Origin of the sequence: Pantoea sp. MBLJ3 (genome assembly GCF_000816655.1) — a bacterium.
Lineage (GTDB): Bacteria > Pseudomonadota > Gammaproteobacteria > Enterobacterales > Enterobacteriaceae > Pantoea > Pantoea eucalypti.
In genome coordinates, this window is sequence record NZ_JSUT01000030.1 from 67,172 (window position 1) to 84,961 (window position 17,790).

The window sequence follows — 17,790 nt, forward strand, 5'->3', positions numbered from 1 at the left end:
GCCAGTATACCTACTATAAACATAGCGCGCTATATAATAACGCGATAAATCAAATGGCATAATTTACTTTTACTTTCTTTACCTACACCAATGACAACATCGGGGAAAACTCATGAATTCACTCAGGCATTTCACTATTCGCCGCGTGGTACTGTGGATGATGATCGTCTCACTGGGCGTGGTGGCATTAGCTGGCGGCTTCAGCAGCCATTTCGTGCGCGACATCTATCGACAAACTGATCGTTCTGAGGCGCTGACGCAACAACTACGTTTTCTGACGAACAGCGCTATTATTATGCAAAGCGGTACGGCAGCCGAGAAGAGTGCTCTCGTCGCTTTAACCCCAGCCGATGCTGGCTGGGATAACTTCCGTAATGCACTCACAGCCACACCTTCTGAATTCGCATCTGTTGCCCGCGCCCAGCTGGATAAAATCACGCAACAGTTAGCCCGGAATCAGGCCCCACTGAAAACTGATCGACATCGGCTGGAGAGCGTATTACTGGCAGCGCTGGTGGCTGTTCTGGCCTTGCTGTTGTTTTGTGACCGTTATCTGGTTGTTCATCTGGTACGTCCTGTCGGTAAAATTCGCGCTCATTTAAACATCATTGCTGGCGGTGATCTTACGCGTGAGCCGGACGATCTGGGGCGTAACTGTGTCGGGCAACTGGTGCCGCTGATCAAAGAGATGCAATACAGTCTGTTGCAGACGGTCAGTGCTATCCGCGACAACGCCGCCATTCTTCATCGTGAAGCGGGTGACATTGCCGCGGGTAACGCCGACCTTTCCGATCGGACATCGACACAGGCCGCTGCACTGGAGCAGACCGCAGCCAGCATGGAGGAGATCACGGTCACCGTGCGTCATAATGCACAAAATGCGCGTGAAGCACGTGAACTGGCTGCCACGACCACGAATACCACTCATCAGGGCGTGGAACTGGTTCAGTTAGTATCGGCAGCCATCACCAGCATCGCGCAGGGGTCTGAAAAAATCCGGCAGTTCACTACAACCATTAATGGCATTGCGTTTCAGACCAACATTCTGGCGCTCAATGCCGCCGTAGAGGCCGCCCGTGCGGGCGAGCAGGGCCGGGGTTTTGCGGTGGTCGCTAGTGAAGTTCGTTCACTGGCACAGCGAAGCGCAGCTGCCTCAAAAGAGATTGAAGAACTGATTGCCGATACCGTGACGCGCGTTGAGGATGGCCGCCGGGCAGCCGAGAGTGCGGGAACCACCATGGGAGCCGTGCTGCGTGGCGTCGATGGGGTCAATGAACTGATTGGACAGATTGCGCTGGCATCGGATGAGCAGAGCAAAGGTATTGCCCAGGTCACCGTGGCCGTTGCTGAACTTGACCGCGTTACTCAGCAGAATGCGACACTGGTTCAGCAGGTTTCCGTGACGGCAGGCAGTCTCAGTGGACAGACCCAGACGCTGGGCAGTGTGATTACGCGTTTCACTTTGCCGAATCAAGCTGTTGCCACGGTTAATTAGTATGTTACGGCCGTTGAAAAGCTGGCTGGGCGAGTGCCGATCAGGTATCGCCCGGCCAGATAACAATCAGACCGGTAAACAATGGCTTTAGGTGTCGAAATAAAAATTCACGATGATTTTTATTTAATAATTGAATGAATGCCTCACTTTACGGAGCGCGTGATCGACGTTAATCATCACCTGGTCAACATCACCCTTAGTAATGGCGATTGTTATTCTCAGTCGCGTAATCTTTATGCGGCAGGAAAATAAGATAAAACTTCAGTTAATTTATTCAGTTTTATGCATGTCTGACGCTTTCTGACAGCTGCGGATTGCCTGGCACTCTAAACTTAACTCAAATTCATATTTCCGCTGCCACCCTTTCATCCCCAGTGGTTTCGTCACCGGGGCACTGAACAGGGAGTCACTCATCCGGGAAATCAGCGTTTAAGACCGCCTGTTTCCGTACAGCGTAATGGGTATGAACTGCGCGAGGCTGCTGATTTTTTCTCAGGAAAGGGTAACAGAACAATTTTGACGTTAGTCAGCGCATCTGGCAGGGCATGAAAGCATCACCAAGCCGGCGCAGGTTTGCCAGGAAAAGTATGAAGTGCTGATGTTGCTGGCTGAAGGACATCTGCATTATGAGCACCTGTCAAAGCTGGCAAAGTCAGGTTTTCAGCCTGTATTAACACTTAAGTAAAGCTATTCCAGGCCGATATAGTGAGTCAAGCGAAGCGCTTTTTGCGCTCGTCTGATAAGCCCTGGCCAGAGTTTCCTGGCGTGATCCGCCATAAGCTGCTGATCCGCTGCAATTCCTCTGCCAGGCATAACGTATTAACTGGCGTCCCTTTATCTGCGGTGCCAGCTTCATCGGGCTCATCGCGGCGATCTTTTGTTGCAGAGTTCACTGGTGGGCCTTTCTTCTGGCAACGGGTCGATAGCAAATTCTGCGTGTCCTGTCTGATTGAACGAGTCCTCTTTACGCTGTGTCGTGCCGACTGCAGCAGATAACATCAGAGGAGAGTTACGCTGAAACGTCCAGTTTATCATGATGCCGAGGCGGCTCGCCTCAACGCACTTAAGCAGTACAACCTGATGGATTCACCGCCGACCGATGCGCTGGATCGTCTGACCACGCTTGCTGCCAGGCTGTTCCGGGTGCCGGTCGCTTTTGTGTCGCTTATCGATGAAAAGCGGCAGTTTTTTGCCTCCCGCTACGGTTTAAATATCTCAGGTACATCGCGAAACGTTGCTTTCTGCCATCATACCCTGGCGCAGGGCGAGATTCTCTGCGTGCCCGATACGTTGAAAGATCCGCGCTTTCGCGACAGTCCGCTGGTTCACGGTTACCCCTTTATCCGCTTTTATGCGGGGATTCCGCTCTCGACTCCGGATGGTCACCACATTGGTACGGTCTGCCTGACCGACACTCATCCTCGTGAGCCGCTGACTGCAGAGGATCGAAAGCATCTGGCTGACATTGCCGCGCTGGTCATGGATCGCATGGAAATGCATCGTCTGGAATTATTGCGCTATACCAGTCAGCAGCGGCTTCAGGCGATCTCTTCCACCTCTCCCGACGCCATTGTCTGTACAGACCTGCGTCGCGGCATTACCTTCTGGAATCCGGCTGCTACCGCGCTGTTCGGTTACAGCGCAGAGGAGATGCGTGGTCAGTACGTCAGCGAGTTGATTCCGGCCCGCTGCCAGACTGACTACCGAAACGAACTGGCCAGGATTACCTCTGACGAAGCCGCTATTTCGCATCCTCGTTCGTTGCAGATATGGGGTGTGACGCGCGACGGTCGTGAATTCCCGGCAGAGGTCTCTTTTTCTGGCTGGCGTGAAGAAGGCGATCGGCTGGTAGGCATGATTATCCGTGATGTGACGGCTCGCTATGAGAGTGAAGCGCGGCTTTGTGAGCTGGCCTCAATAGATATGCTAACGCGTCTCGCCAGCCGTAGCGCGTTTATGGACCAGGTCGGGCAACTGACTAAAGCAGCCGTGCCTTATACATTACTGATGACCGATCTTGATGGTTTCAAAGAAGTTAACGATACGCTGGGGCATGCTGCCGGGGATGCGTTGCTGTGCCATGTGGCGGAACAGATTCGTGCGGTCTGCGCCAGTGCGGTGACGGCTGCCCGGCTGGGCGGTGACGAATTTGTGATCCTGCTAGCTGGCGGCAGCGCAGAAGCGGCAATCACGGCGGAAAGGCTGATTGCAGCCGTACAGACGCCGTTCCGCTATCACGACTCGCCGGTAGTCGTGGGTGCCAGCACCGGCATCGCCTCTTATCCGGAGCATGGGCGTGATCCCTCATCTGTCATGTCCGCGGCTGACCTTGCACTTTATCGCGCCAAAGCATCTGGGAAAGGCTGCAGTATGCTATTTATGCCCGCGTTTCGCGAAGCGGAACAGCAACGCCGCCGCTTTGAGCGCGAGCTGGAAACGGCGGTGCGGCAGCAGCAGTTTACGCTTTATTACCAGCCCCGCTACGACGTTGAAAGCGGAAAGCTTGTTGGCTGCGAGACACTGGTACGCTGGCAGCATCCGACTCGCGGGCTGCTGTTGCCCGCCGAATTTATCGGCATGCTGGTAAAGAGTCCGCTTTCCGTGACACTGGGAGAGTGGATCATTCGCAGTGCGCTGGCACAGGTCCGGCAGTGGCAGGTTCGCGCGCCTCAGCTTCGTGTCAGTATCAACCTTTTTCCGCGTCAGTTAGCCGGTAATAGCCTGGAGGCGGTGATACGCGAGAGTGCGGGCGGTGATGCCGGTTTTGTTGAGCTGGAGGTGGATGAGCCATTGCTTGCTGTACTGGTGCAGGATTTGCCTGTTCAGGTTGAGGCGGTACGCCGGACAGGCGCTTCATTCATTATCGATCATTACGGACGTACGCTAGGGGCGATTAACCTGCTTCGTTATAGCTTTGTAGCAGGCTTTAAAATTGATAAGTCGCTGACGCACGAGCTGAGTTCAAGCATGCGGGTGCGGATGATGTTCCGATCAATTACCGCGCTCGGCAAAAGCCTGGGGATTCGTGTGGCGGCAGAAGGCGTGGAAGACAAAGAGCAGGTCGCTTTTGTGACTACTGCCGGATGCGACATTATGCAGGGCAATGGCCTTTGCCGGCCAATGACGCCAGCGGACTTTGAGACGATGCTGTGCGGTGAAGAACACTATCCGCCAGCTGTCGCCAGCGGACACGACGTCATGCCCCATTAGTTGATGCGCCCGTGACAGGCAAAGTGCAGGATGAGCGACGCCAGTCCGTTACCGTGTCAGGTCAGCCTGCTGGCCGGTATTCCTGTTTCAGCAGGCCAAATAGCCAGTCATCCTGCCACTTGCCGTCGAGAAAGAAATTCTGCCGTATTGTCCCTTCCTGAACAAAGCCCGCAGAAAGCAAAGTCCGGCATGAGGCCTCATTGCCTGCGGTCACCGTGGCGGTCAGCTTGCGATAGTCCAGTTGCTCAAAGCAAAAGGCGATAGTGGCATGCAGTGACTCGCTGCCATAGCCTTTGCCCTGCGCGTTGGCCGCAAGAATAAATCCAAACTCGGCAATGCCTTCTCCGCGATCGATGAACCCGCAGAAGCCAGCCATTGAACCGGTTGTTTTTTCCTCAATTACCAGACACAGCCAGTGATTACAGCCCGGATACCAGGCGGGCAGGCGGACATCAAAAGAGAGACTTCTGATCGCGTCTGCGCTGCGCGGATCGCTAATGTACTTCATTACCGTTCGATCCTGACTGACCGCCAGATAGAATGGCCAGTCTTCCTCGCGCAGCGGGCGATAGGTCAGGCGTGGCGACGTGATTTGCGGTGGCATTTCTGACGTGAATTCACCAGACATGATACAACTCCCTGCATGTCGAATCTGCAATCAATGGTGCAAAATAGCACAGCATCGCTGACCGATGGCATTCACTTTTTGCTGCTCTTCACGCGTTCTCGTCATTCTGAATTTAGTTCATTCTCTGCACAATCCTGAGTGTTGACCGCCTGTCTTCGCTGGGCGCATTTGCCGATATCGCTGCGATGAACGTTCATCTGCCCACTTCGTTGCTACGCTTTTAGCCAGATGGCTGAAAGCCGACACTGATGAGAATAATATCCAATGGATCTGAAAACGTTTGAAGCAACCGCCTGGGCGGAACTGGTGGCTGGCGCAGCCGATCCACAGAGCGGGTTTCGTTATCTGACGCTCTGTACCGTAGATAGTGCGCAGCAACCACAGGCGCGCATCGTGGTGCTGCGCCAGTGTGATGACAGCCACCGGATGCTGACATTTCATACCGATGTCCGCAGCCCGAAGTGGCAGGAGATGGCGGCTAACCCGCAGGTTAGCGTGCTGGGATATTGTCATCAGCGGCGCCTGCAGTTGCGGATGGTGGGTCGGGTTGAGTGCTATGCGGCAGGGAGTGATGTTGCCCGGTCAGCGTGGCGTGAGTTACCGCAGCATACGCAGCAGACTTACACCGGTGGACCACCGGGTGAAGTACGGGTAGCCGCTGATGAGAGACGCGAAGCGACAGCCGTGGAGTCGGGAGCGTCTCGCTTTGGCGTGGTGATCGTGCGGGTCAGCGTACTGGACGCTTATCAGCTTCAGCGAAATGATAATCAGCGTGCCCTGTTTCATTACTCTCCTCATGGAAGCTTGCAGGAAAGTGAATGGCTCAACCCGTGATGTGAGGTAGCTGATTTACGTCATACCCGGTTAATCCCTGATCCTATCTCTTTATTCTCCCCGGGAAGCAGCAAAACAGATTTGACTGTTTCCCGCTGCGATTAGTGATTTGATCTGCCGCATCGCTTAGCGTCTTTTAGCGACACTTTTACTTAAATTGACTGCATTTTTCTGTATTTTTCTATCTTTTGTAGTTCTTTGTGCCAGGCTTTAATCAGCCGGAAAGCAGTCACTTATGCTCAAGGTCAGGAAAAGTACAAATGATCGCTCTGTATCACAGGCAGGTTAACCATGAACAATCAACCTCCTGAAGAACCAGGGTCAGAGGGTAACGACCAGGTAATAAGACTGGCGGAAGAAGTCATTGAGATTTCCAGACAGCGGGTCACTGATGGCCATGTCAGAGTTACCCGACAGGTCACCGAGCATCAGCAAAAAATTGCGCTGATGCTCCGGCATCAGACAGCGGAGATTGACCGCATTCCCAAGTCGGAGCGGCTGACGGCGATGCCGGAGATCCGTGAAGAGAATGGTGTGCTGATCATTCCAATCGTCGAAGAGGAAATCGAGATTGTTCGTCATCTGGTGCTGAAAGAGGAGTGGCATATCCGCAAGGTTGTCAGCATGGAAGAGACAGAAGAGATCGTCACCCTGCGTAAACAGCACGCTTATCTGACCCGAACATTCCACTCAGAGCCGTCCAAATCCATCATCGAGGAACACAACATGGCACGTGAAACAATCGTCACAATGTTCAGCAGTCTCTCACTGGCTGAGGGTGCAAAGCGTAACCTGATTAAGGCCGGTTTCCTGGATGATGACATTGACATCATTTCCGGCGATCGCTTGCGTACTGAAGGACACGAAGCCCGTCACCCTGGTTTCTGGCAGCGCCTGTTTGGCAATACGCTGGAAGAAGATCAGGCCGAAGTCTATGAAGACGCGATGCGTACTGGCGGTGTAGTGCTGTCGCTTCGGGCGGATGAAGATGAGCTACCTCGAGCGTTAGGTATCCTTGATGCGCATGAAGAACTGACAGAACGTCGTGCTGCGTTACCTGACGACGACGTAACAAATGATGGCCTGACTGCACCCGCTAGCGGAACGTTTCAGGATAGCGCAGCAGTCGAACCACTTCATACTGAACCGGCTCATCGTGTCGCGGGTCGTACTCCATTAACCGGTGATGAAAGTAACGAAGACGTGCTGCGGCTGGCAGAAGAACGTCTGGAAGTAGGCAAACGTCTGGTCAGTGAAGGCTCAACCCGCGTTCGTCGCTACACTGTCACGGAACCCGTATCAGAAAATATTTCGCTGCGTGAGCAACATGCCGAAATCTTCCGTCGTCCGGTCAGCGGAACAGGCTCACCGGGCAATGTCGATTGGTCTGAAAAAACGGTTGAAGTGGAAGAGTCGCATGAGCAGCCTGTCATTAATAAGACTGCGGAAATTATTGAAGAAGTGGTGCTGCGTAAAGAGGCCAGCGATCGTGTCGAAACCATTAATGATTCTGTACGCCGTCAGGAAGTAGATATTGACCATGCCAGCAGAGATCCGTTAAGTGCAGACCCGGTGACCGGCAATCACACTGCGACCGATCCGCTGGTTGAGAGCACGGGTCAGGCTCGCGCTGACCATGGCTACAACACCCGTCTGGTAACACCAGGAAGTGGGCCAGCTCATAAAGACAGCTTTACAGAAAAAACTGGGGATAAAATCGCGGAAGCGAAAGAGAAGGTTGAAGACAAATTCAAAAAACCGTAATGCCATGACGGTGGATGCAACATTTTGAGTAAATACGATTACAGCGGTTTATCGGGTCGGGCATTGCCAGCCCGGTTTGCCGCAGCTGAAGCGTAAAAGATAGGTGATGTCATGGTTTTAAGAATTCCTCTTTAAAAGACGCACCCTCTCAAGACACGAATACAGTGATTCATATTGCAGTTTGATCTTGTTATTAACTGCCATCCCCTAAGCCTGGATTAAAGGTTTTTTTCTACATGATAATCACGACACAATTTTTTCTTTTAAAGGTTGTGGATATGAAAAATAGATTAGTGCTGTATTGTTATTCACATAAGTAGCATACGAGCCAGCAAGTTAAAATCTTGTGAAGTTTACGAAATCAGGGCGTGACTAAAAACAAATCAGTCATATATACAAGCGTATGCATTTGAGACTATTTTTATTTCCAGCTTATACATAAGCTGAATTATTTTTAAATACTATCTTCATTCGTTAAGGAGCAATCAAAAGGAAGTTTTTTATGTCCAGGCATGTTGCGGAAAGTCATCTTAATATCATCCATAATATGGAGCCTTACATTAAACCGGCAAGATTCGATCGACTTTCACGGGGGAAGCAGTTCTTCGATTTTTTCACTGGTCAGGAGAGAAAGGTATACCTGATTAAGGAAGGGGATTTTATTATCCGTTCAAAAAATGGAAATAAAATCATCAATATCATTACGGGGCCGTTTGTCATCGGCGCCATGCCGGCACTGGAAGCACCGCCGATATTCATTGAGAAAGTCGACTACGGAAAAATTTACAGCATTGAATATAACCAGTTCTGGAGCCTCGTAAACCATAAAGGGCTGTTTCCGGACGTTATGAAAATCATGTCAGGTTATCACACCGATCTGCTGAACTGCCTTCAGTCACATTATGCCAATTCGGAAGTGCAGGTCACTAATGCAATCAGCCGGTGGAGTGCGTTTCCGTGTCATATAAAAAAGCGATTTTCAGTGCTTTACTTTCTGACCAATAGCACTTTTTTATCCAAAAGCACGGCATCACGGGTATTGAAGAAGCTCCGGGAAACGGGCGCGGTTCAACTGGACAAAGGCAAACTGATTGATTAGTAAAGCGCACTTTCGTTTCGCAAAAGGCTGACCAGTGCGCTGAGCATCACCTTTTATCCTCGTCAGTCACTAAGACATTCCCTGCGTCACTTGCCCGGTGCCTTTACCTGAATGAGAAAGGGCACCGGGCAGGGTCACTGAACATCCAGCCTGACTGGCTGTAATAAGAAGCCATTACCGCTTTAGTTATCTCTCAGGCCGGCCTGAGCATCAGCAAAGATTCAGCCTTCCGGCATTGCGGAGGAGTGATGCGACGAGATTTTCCACGCTTTCCCATCCCAGACATAGGTAAAGGTGTAGCGCGCTTTTACTGAAGACTTATCTGCAAAGGTAAAGGTATAGACCCCGCTGTCGGTTGCCTTGTTGCAACCGGTGCGAATGGTCCGGCTCTCAATTTTACCGACAGGTTTTTTCTCCAGAAAATGCTCAAAATAATCCACACGCTCCGCATCACTCTTTCTTACTTTGTTTGAGAGGGTGGGCAGAAGAACCGCATCGCTCAGATAGTTTTCAGCGACTTTGTGGGCATCGCCGGTCTGCAGAGAGTTGTTCCAGCGGTCAAATAATCCTGCAATCTCTTGTTGATCCGTTTTTACACAATCCTGCGTAGTCTGTGCAAAAGCATTGACTGAGAAAGCAGTCAGTAAAAGCAACATACTTTTTTTCATAATCTATCCTTTTATGAAGTGTGTTAAGAAACAGGCACTGAAATATCACTTTTATATACTTCACAGCCGGTAAGTCGTTTTAGCTATTAACCATTACTGAAAATTACGGCTCCGTTTTGGCAATCAGATACACATAATTACCATAGTGTGCGCCGATTATTTTATAGTTAACCCCTTTTGCTTCCGCTTTTTTCGCGAGGGATTTTTCCGCTTCATGAATGCTCAGTCCGGTGGCTGAGCATTCATGAAGCCATCGCACCGGCTGATACGTTAAATAAAACTAAAAACGTTGATAATAAAAGAATGTTTTTACGCATAGTGAACACCTCACTTTTTGAGTTTAGATAAGCTCAGAGATATAGTCTCTGTTTAATGAAAATTAAAAAATCTGACAATGACGCTATCTATTACCTGGTATATATAATTAAAATTTCATTCTGATTTTGATAAGTGCGTTTTTATTCAATTTCTGGCTATTTTGCTGCTGAGGCTCATAGGTGTAAGCGATAATTTTAATCAGCATGAACTGGTGCTCAAATTTTTTGCAGAATTTAAATTTGGTCATTGGCAATAAGCGTTACTGAAGGAGCCAGTAATATAGTAAGCGCCACCGCTGTCGGTGAATTTTTCAGCGATAATTAAGCGCTGTTATGTAATTGAATATTCATAATATAACATCTGCTGATTAATAGTTTAATATTCCTGTATCATCAAGGAATGCACCTTCAACATCGGTCATCAGGCGCTCAGATCCGTAAAAGTAACCATTTTCATTTCCATTATCATTTGATCCGATGCGCTGATTAACTTTCCCATACATCCAGATAAGATCGATTTCATCAGGATATTCATCGCAGACATTATCAGAAATGATAAGGTCTGTCCGCATTAAATGAATCCTTAATGCTGAATAATACTGACGAGATAAACTTTTCTTAATTTAATATTGATATCCGTCTTGCCCGATGTGAAACATCTTTATATTTCGGGGAGTGATAGTCAACGGAGGTCGGCTAACGCGATTGATAGGTAAAGTGATTTTAAATCAAATCATCCATAGTTATCACCAATGGAAAATCAGATGATTACCTTTTAACTAATTGAATATATTGATCTCTTTAATTTTTGGCATTTGATTGAATGATTATTTTGGTTTGCGGGAAATAATGAGTTCTGAATAGGTAAAATAAACCAGTGGTGCTCAGCTAAAGTCTGCCGTTAAATTATCGAGGGAAATGCTAACAAGATGTATGGGGTTCATATTTAAATAACGATTGTTTTTTAAATCACGGTTTCATTAAAGACCTGCATCAGCACCTGATCAGCAAAATTATGTTTACTTCTCTTTACTTCTATTTACCAAAGTCATGCACTATTTCGCCTCTGGTTCAGACTATTAGGTTCAGGTAGTAAATGGTCGGGATGTACTGATTCAGGAGTGCGGAGCAGAATTTATCAGGAGTCATTCAACGACCTGTTGCGTTGTGAAGATAGAAATCCGTGACTACCCTTGCTGTTGCTTCAATTCTCAAACGGGCCGGATAGCCTGAAGACCCGATGAGCATCTGAAATGTTTCAATCATTAATGGCAGGCGAATGTCAGGCTGCCATGCATTTTTAAACAGGGAAATCATGACAGACCAACGCAACGCTGAATGTAACCGCGCTGATGAGCATATCGACCCTTATGTTTCGGTACAGGGTGCAAGAACGCATAATCTTAAAGATGTCTCGTTTCGGTTTCCCCGCAACGCCATGGTGGTGTTTACCGGCGTGTCAGGTTCCGGTAAATCGTCACTTGCCTTTGATACGCTTTACGCAGAAGCCCAGCGCCGGTTTATTGAGTCGGTTTCGCCCCATGCCCGCAGACTGATCGATCAGGCCGCGGCACCGGATGTAGATAATATTGATGGACTTCCGCCTGCGGTGGCTCTGCAACAGAGCCGGGCGGGTGCTCAGGAGCGCTCAACGGTGGGCAGCCTCACCCGAATTTCCGTTACGCTGCGTCTGCTGTTTTCCCGGGCAGGTGCACGACCCGACGGTGTACCTTTTATGACCGCCGATTATTTCTCGCCTAACAATCCAGAAGGAGCCTGTCCGCATTGCCAGGGACTGGGAAGCGTACACACCGTCAAAACCGACTCAATGGTGCCGGATGACTCACTGAGTATCCGCCAGGGCGCCATCGCGTCATGGCCCCGAGGCTGGCATAACAAAAATCTGCGAAGCATCCTTGAGACACTCGGTTACGATGTCGATGCGCCCTGGCATACGCTTTCATCCCGTGACCAGCAGTGGATATTGCTGACGGACGAACAGCCTTCGGTGCCGATTTTTATCGGTCTGAATGCTGAACAACGTGAAGAAGCGTTGGCTGCGGGTGAAGAGCCCGCTTATACCGGGACCTACACTAGTGCCGCAAAAATCGTACTACAGAGTTATTCCGGTGGCAGTGAGACGACGAAGAAACGGCTTGCCCGTTATGTCACGGTCACGCCCTGTTCAGCGTGCCACGGTAAAAGACTGAATCGGGATGCCTTATCCGTCACCTTTGCGGGTTATGACATTGCCAGCCTGAGTGAGCTTTCTGTCTCGGCGCTCGCAGAACTGCTGAAGCCTTATGCTGATGGCACCTCATCCAACCTGCCTGTAGAGGCTGCCCTGCGGGAGGCGGTTATCCGGATGACGTCTGATATCAGTATGCGGCTTCAGCAACTGGACACGCTGGGGCTGGGCCATCTGGCACCGGGCCGCCGGACCACCCAGCTCTCATCCGGCGAGTTGCAGCGCGTGCGTCTGGCAACCCAGTTGATATCACGATTGTTTGGCGTGCTTTACGTACTGGATGAGCCTTCTGCCGGCCTGCATCCCGATGATGTTAAAGCGCTGCTCACTTCCCTGAAAAACCTGGTGCGCGCCGGTAATTCGCTGGTGGTTGTCGAACATAATATGGACCTCATCGCCGAGGCTGACTGGCTCATTGAGGTTGGCCCGGGTCCGGGAACGCATGGCGGTGAGATCGTTTATAACGGCGAACCCGCAGGACTTAAAAACATCGCTTCACCCACGTCTGACTATCTCTTCTCGCGGAGCTATACCGGACTGCGCCAGCGCCGGCCTGCAGAGAGCTGGCTCAGGTTTGAGCAGGTCCATTGCAACAATATTTCCGCAATGGATATCGCTATTCCGCTGGCAAGAATGACAGCTGTCACCGGGGTTTCTGGTTCCGGTAAATCAACACTGTTGAATCGCGTGCTCCCGGAAATGCTCGGACGTTTTGATAAAATCGCTGACAGCGACGAGGGCGAGGAAGAGGATCTGGTGGCAGACGTCAGAGGACAGGTGGTGAGCGGAAGTGACGCCATCGGCCGACTGGTGAGAATCGATCAGCGTCCTATTGGCAGAACGCCTCGATCAAATCTGGCCACTTACACCGGATTTTTCGACATTATCCGCAGGTTGTTTGCAGAAACCCCTGCAGCGAAAGCCAAAGGCTTCAGCGCCAGCCGTTTCTCATTCAATTTACCCGCCGGACGCTGTCCTGCATGTGAAGGGCAGGGGCAGATTTCAATTGAGCTGCTGTTTATGCCCAGCGCCACCGCAACCTGCTCAGTCTGTGCGGGAGGCCGTTATAATCCCGACACGCTGGAAGTGAAGTGGAACAACCTGACGATTGCGGATGTGCTTGCTCTGACCGTGGACGACGCCACTGCGCTCTTTCACGCGTATGACGGTATTCAGCGTTCGTTAAAAGCTTTGACGTCACTGGGACTGGGATATCTGACGCTGGGTCAACCCGCCACTGAGTTGTCTGGCGGCGAGTGCCAGCGCATCAAACTCGCCTGGGAACTGCAGCGTTTACAGCGTACGCCTACACTCTATCTGCTTGATGAACCCTCAACTGGTTTGCACCCGTCTGATATGGATAAGCTGCTGATTGTGCTCGATGAACTGGTTAAGCGCGGCCACACGGTGATTATGGCGGAACATACTATGCGCATTGTGGCTGAAGCGGACTGGGTGATTGATCTGGGGCCCGGCTCGGGGCTCAGGGGAGGAAAGATTGTTTCATCCGGCTTACCGGAAGAGGTGAGTCTCTCTGCAGAAAGTCTGACAGCTCCCTGGCTTTCGGCGCAGCTGAAAAAGAGGGCAGGCGATCCGGATTAATCGGGTGGCATAGCGATCTGTTGCGGGATGGGGGCCGTGTCTGGGTGCAGGAACCGTGTGATGCTTCCTGTACCGAATCACTCGGTTGATCGTCAATGTCAGGAAGGCGACTTCTGGTCAGTAGTGATAACGGCATGAGGCGATTAATAATGCCTCCTCAGTGACGGCGTAGACCAGTCGATGTTCCGCCGTAATCCTGCGGGACCAGAATCCCGCAAGATTATGCTTCAGGGGCTCGGGTTTTCCCTTGCCTTCAAAAGGCGTCCTGCTGGCATCTTTAAGGAGTTCGTTAATCTTTTTGACGGTTTTTTTATCAGTATCCTGCCAGTACAGATAATCTTCCCAGGCTTCTGCGGACCAGGTCAGTTTCACTCAATAATATCCCTGTCAGTCCCTTTACCGCTTTGCAGGCTTTCGATAGCATCCATCAATCTGCGAGCATTCTTAGGCGAACGCAGCAGATAGGCCGTCTCTTCCAGTGAGTTATATTCATCAAGCGACATCAGCACGCAGGATTCGCCGTTCTGGCGAGTGATTAACACCGGTGCCTTATCTTCAACTGTCTGAACCATCGTGGCAGAAAGATTCTGTCTGGCTTCGCTGTAACTGATTGCTCTCATAAAACCTCCGTAATGAACAATACAAGTCATTGTACAATGACTGTTGTAGTTCGGGAAGCGAATAACCGGGAACATTGCCGGCTATCCACCCGAAAGCAGAGGATTAACGGTGGAACAACGGGAAAGCACCGGTCAGCAGACCGCCAGCCATCAATACCAGACTCACCAGAATTCCCCACTTGATTGCAAAGCGCTGATGGTCACCGATGTCGACCTTCGCCAGACCCACCAGCAGGTAGACTGACGGTACCAGCGGGCTCAGCAGGTGGAATGGCTGGCCGACAATGGAAGCGCGAGCAATCTCTTCAGCGGTAATGCCATAGCTGGCCGCTGTCTGAGCAATAACGGGCAGAATGCCAAAGTAAAACGCATCATTCGACATAAAGAAGGTGAACGGCAGGCTGACAAGCGCGGTAAATACTGCCAGGTAAGGGCCAAAGCTGTGCGGGATGACCGCCAGCAAACTTTTCGCCATTGCATCAACCATACCGGTGCCGGAAAGGATACCGGTGAAAATACCGGCGGCAAAAATCAGCGCGGTTACCGCCAGAACGTTACCGGCATGGGAGCTGATGCGCGCTTTCTGCTCTTCCAGCGTGGGATAGTTGAGCATCACCGCTATCGCAAATGCCAGCATAAACAGGATCTGAATCGGCATTAACCCAACCACCAGCAGCACCAGTAGCACAGTGGTCAGGATGAAGTTAGGCCAGAACATTTTTGGCCGGCGATTGGCGGCGCACTCTTCGGCATCCCCCAGACCCAGTTCAATATTGTCGAGATGGTGATCTTTCATGGTCATCACGCCTAAACGCTTACGTTCACGAAGACCAAACAGCACTGCCATGGCCACAAGGCTAACGCAGGCCAGCAACATGGCCGGAAGCATCGGAATAAAGATGTCGAGGGCATCAATGCGCAGTGCCGCTGCGGCACGGGCTGTCGGGCCACCCCATGGCGAGAGGTTCATGATACCGCTGGCGAGGTTGACCAGACAGGTCATCATCAGCACATTCATACCCAGCCGGTGATAGAGCGGCAGGAACGCGGCGATAGCGATCATATACGTCGTGGAGCTGTCACCATCCAGTGAAACCAGCAGGGTCAGCACCGCCGTGCCGACCAGCACTTTCAGGGGATCGCCGCGCACCATCCGGAGAATAAAGCGCACCAGCGGATCAAACAGTCCGGCATCAATCATCAGACCAAAATAGAGAATGGAGAAAGTCAGCATGACGCCGGTAGGAGCCAGCTTCTTGACGCCGTCCAGCATCATGTCACCCAGGCCCGCGTAAAAACCGCCAATCAGCGCAAATACGGTTGGTATCAGAATCAGCGCAATCAAGGCTGACATGCGTTTGGTCATGATCAGATACATGAAGCAAACAACCATGGTAAAACCCAGTATTGTCAGCAAAATAACAGCCCTCGCAATGGCGTAAAAGTAATGAAAAGTGCTTATGACCGCAGGAAAATTCAGGTAATTACTTAGTCTGGTAACGATTAACCTGTTGTTTTAGTTAATCCTGCGCAGGATGGTGATATTAAATTGTTATCAGCATTTAGCATTTATTTAACAAAAAAAGGTGATGACGACCATTCTTAAACGAATCTTAAACGAGTTTGTGTGACTGGGATCAAAGCGTGACGAGGGGTAACCGGGGATTTCGGGCCAGCAGAGGGCCGAATCAGGCGATGTTAATGGAGAAGAAACAGGGAAAACGGCTGAGGCAGGACGCCCTGCCGGTTAAAAGTATTAGCTGCCTAACAGCTGAATAATCATTTCAGGTGTTTTGTTCGCCATTTTACTGACGGCAGTCTGGCCCTGCTGAATAATCTGGTTACGAGCCAGCTGACTGGCTTCTTCTGCATAGTCCGCATCCTGTATGCGGCTGCGAGCTGCTGAGGTATCCACGCCCTGCTGCGCCAGCACATTACGGTTTGATTCGTAACGGTTAATCTTCGCGCCATAAGTCGACTGATAGCCGCTGATCTTCGCCAGCGCGCGCTCCAGCGCTTTCATGGTGCTGGAGATGTCCTGACTGTTCAGCAGTGTTGTGTTGTTCAGCCCCAGGGTTTTGGTATCTGACGGTGTAGCCGGGATGGTATCCGATTGCACTGGCTGACCATAATCTGCGCTGGTGACCACTTCCAGAGGACGACTCTCATGTGGCGGCGTTTCAGGCACGCCTTTAGGTTCGGGCAGTTTTCCCCAGGTCAGATTACCCGTGAAAGAGCCATTGCCCACCACCACCACAATCAAATCTTCGTTTACAGTATCCAGCGTGATGCGCTCAAGCCGGTTACTGGTGATGGTCCCGTTATTGAAATCGCCGCTGGCGACATCTTCATAACGATCGCCATCACCGCTATACGTGATGTTCATGCCGTTATAAGTGCTGCTGTTGCTGCCCGCCAGCGCCCAGCTTGTACCGCCCTCGAGCAGTTGCGAACTGTCATATGCCGCACCGCTGCCAAAACCGTTTTTGCTGGTCAGCAGGCGGGTATCTGCGGTAGCCGCATTGGTGATGCCTTTGCTGGCCCAGGTGTAATCGGGCGCACTGCCATCCAGCGGTGTACCGACCAGATGCTTACCGTCGCGGGTAAAGAGCTGGAGATCGTCATCCATACCCAGCGAGTCGATGGTGATGCTTATCGCTGTCGAGCCTGCCGGAATATAGGCCAGCGGGATCACGCCGGAGGTAAAAGAGTAATTCTTGCCTGGAACCGGGAACTTCGTGTTGATAGGGTCAACGTTACCCAGTTTCGCAGGAGGCAGATCGGGATTATTGGTCGCCAGCGGATAACGCCCGAAAATCTCGGTGTGATCCGCGATGTCATTGATGCCTGCCAGAATCTGCTGATATGCACCGTTGACGCTCTGCCTGTCCGCATCCGATAGCGTGCCGTTGGCTGCCTGAACCGAAAGCGTGCGGGCCTGGATCAGCAGATCGACAATGCTACCCAGGCCGCCGCTGGCGGTCTGGGAATAGCTGATAGCGTCATTGAGGCCGCGCGCTACCACCGCATCGGCGTTGATATTGGCCGTCATGCGGTTGGCAATCGCCTGACCTGCCGCATCGTCTTTCGCACTGTTAATCCGCATCCCTGATGATAACCTTTCAACCGTTCGTCCCAGAACAGAGTCAGTGCTGTACCGCATTTTGTTCGTGATGACGGCGGGCTCGTTATGGTTGATCGTTAACATGGTCGCTTTGAACAGGGAGAGGAGTCTCTGTTTTATCGGCAGGATAATAAGCAGCTTTAATCTCTCAGGCGACAAAAACGCAGGTCTGGCGCGATTA

At 51.2% G+C, this 17,790-nt stretch carries 13 protein-coding genes; 6 read left to right on the top strand and 7 right to left on the bottom strand.

What is annotated here, in order from left to right:
- Positions 1-112: 112 nt before the first annotated feature.
- The gene (locus NP77_RS22275) at positions 113-1,495 is read left to right on the top strand and encodes a methyl-accepting chemotaxis protein (RefSeq protein WP_039661960.1); all 1,383 of its coding nucleotides are present in this window, start codon (positions 113-115) and stop codon (positions 1,493-1,495) included.
- Positions 1,496-2,575: 1,080 nt separating this feature from the next.
- Positions 2,576-4,705, top strand: coding sequence for a bifunctional diguanylate cyclase/phosphodiesterase (locus NP77_RS22285; RefSeq protein WP_039661962.1), 2,130 nt, complete (start codon positions 2,576-2,578; stop codon positions 4,703-4,705).
- 61 nt (positions 4,706-4,766) lie between these two features.
- On the opposite strand, the gene NP77_RS22290 is transcribed toward NP77_RS22285, so the two are convergent.
- On the bottom strand, positions 4,767-5,333 hold the full coding sequence (locus NP77_RS22290) for a GNAT family N-acetyltransferase (protein WP_003850617.1): 567 nt from the start codon (positions 5,331-5,333) through the stop codon (positions 4,767-4,769).
- Positions 5,334-5,597: 264 nt separating this feature from the next.
- On the opposite strand from NP77_RS22290, the gene NP77_RS22295 reads away from it, so the two are divergent.
- From NP77_RS22295 to NP77_RS22305, 3 genes are all read left to right on the top strand, one after another.
- On the top strand, positions 5,598-6,167 hold the full coding sequence (locus tag NP77_RS22295; RefSeq protein WP_003850614.1) for a pyridoxamine 5'-phosphate oxidase family protein: 570 nt from the start codon (positions 5,598-5,600) through the stop codon (positions 6,165-6,167).
- 291 nt (positions 6,168-6,458) lie between these two features.
- Entirely contained in the window at positions 6,459-7,931 is a 1,473-nt protein-coding gene (locus NP77_RS22300; protein ID WP_039661964.1) for a DUF2382 domain-containing protein, read from the top strand.
- A 502-nt stretch (positions 7,932-8,433) separates the two neighbouring features.
- A complete protein-coding gene (locus NP77_RS22305; protein WP_003850609.1) occupies positions 8,434-9,030 on the top strand; it encodes a helix-turn-helix domain-containing protein in 597 nt (198 codons plus the stop codon).
- 221 nt (positions 9,031-9,251) lie between these two features.
- Here NP77_RS22305 and NP77_RS22310 read toward each other — a convergent pair whose 3' ends face one another.
- Both NP77_RS22310 and NP77_RS22315 read right to left on the bottom strand, forming a co-directional pair.
- On the bottom strand, positions 9,252-9,698 hold the full coding sequence (locus NP77_RS22310; RefSeq protein WP_003850608.1) for an SgcJ/EcaC family oxidoreductase: 447 nt from the start codon (positions 9,696-9,698) through the stop codon (positions 9,252-9,254).
- Between the two features lie 685 nt (positions 9,699-10,383).
- Positions 10,384-10,587: a hypothetical protein gene (locus tag NP77_RS22315; RefSeq protein WP_039661967.1), complete on the bottom strand. Its 204-nt coding sequence runs from the start codon at positions 10,585-10,587 to the stop codon at positions 10,384-10,386.
- Between the two features lie 743 nt (positions 10,588-11,330).
- Here NP77_RS22315 and NP77_RS22320 point away from each other — a divergent pair.
- On the top strand, positions 11,331-13,865 hold the full coding sequence (locus tag NP77_RS22320; protein WP_039661969.1) for an excinuclease ABC subunit UvrA: 2,535 nt from the start codon (positions 11,331-11,333) through the stop codon (positions 13,863-13,865).
- A 117-nt stretch (positions 13,866-13,982) separates the two neighbouring features.
- Here the strand turns inward: NP77_RS22320 and NP77_RS22325 are convergent, their stop codons facing one another.
- The 4 genes from NP77_RS22325 to NP77_RS22340 form a co-directional block, all read right to left on the bottom strand.
- Positions 13,983-14,237, bottom strand: a complete 255-nt coding sequence (locus NP77_RS22325) for a Txe/YoeB family addiction module toxin (protein WP_003850603.1) — start codon at positions 14,235-14,237, stop codon at positions 13,983-13,985.
- The gene (yefM, locus tag NP77_RS22330; protein ID WP_003850602.1) at positions 14,234-14,485 is read right to left on the bottom strand and encodes a YoeB-YefM toxin-antitoxin system antitoxin YefM; all 252 of its coding nucleotides are present in this window, start codon (positions 14,483-14,485) and stop codon (positions 14,234-14,236) included. Before yefM ends, NP77_RS22325 begins: the two co-directional genes overlap by 4 nt.
- Before the next feature lie 103 nt (positions 14,486-14,588).
- On the bottom strand, positions 14,589-15,902 hold the full coding sequence (locus tag NP77_RS22335; RefSeq protein ID WP_033762133.1) for a CitMHS family transporter: 1,314 nt from the start codon (positions 15,900-15,902) through the stop codon (positions 14,589-14,591).
- A 339-nt stretch (positions 15,903-16,241) separates the two neighbouring features.
- The gene (locus tag NP77_RS22340; protein WP_072040396.1) at positions 16,242-17,693 is read right to left on the bottom strand and encodes a flagellin; all 1,452 of its coding nucleotides are present in this window, start codon (positions 17,691-17,693) and stop codon (positions 16,242-16,244) included.
- Positions 17,694-17,790: the final 97 nt, after the last annotated feature.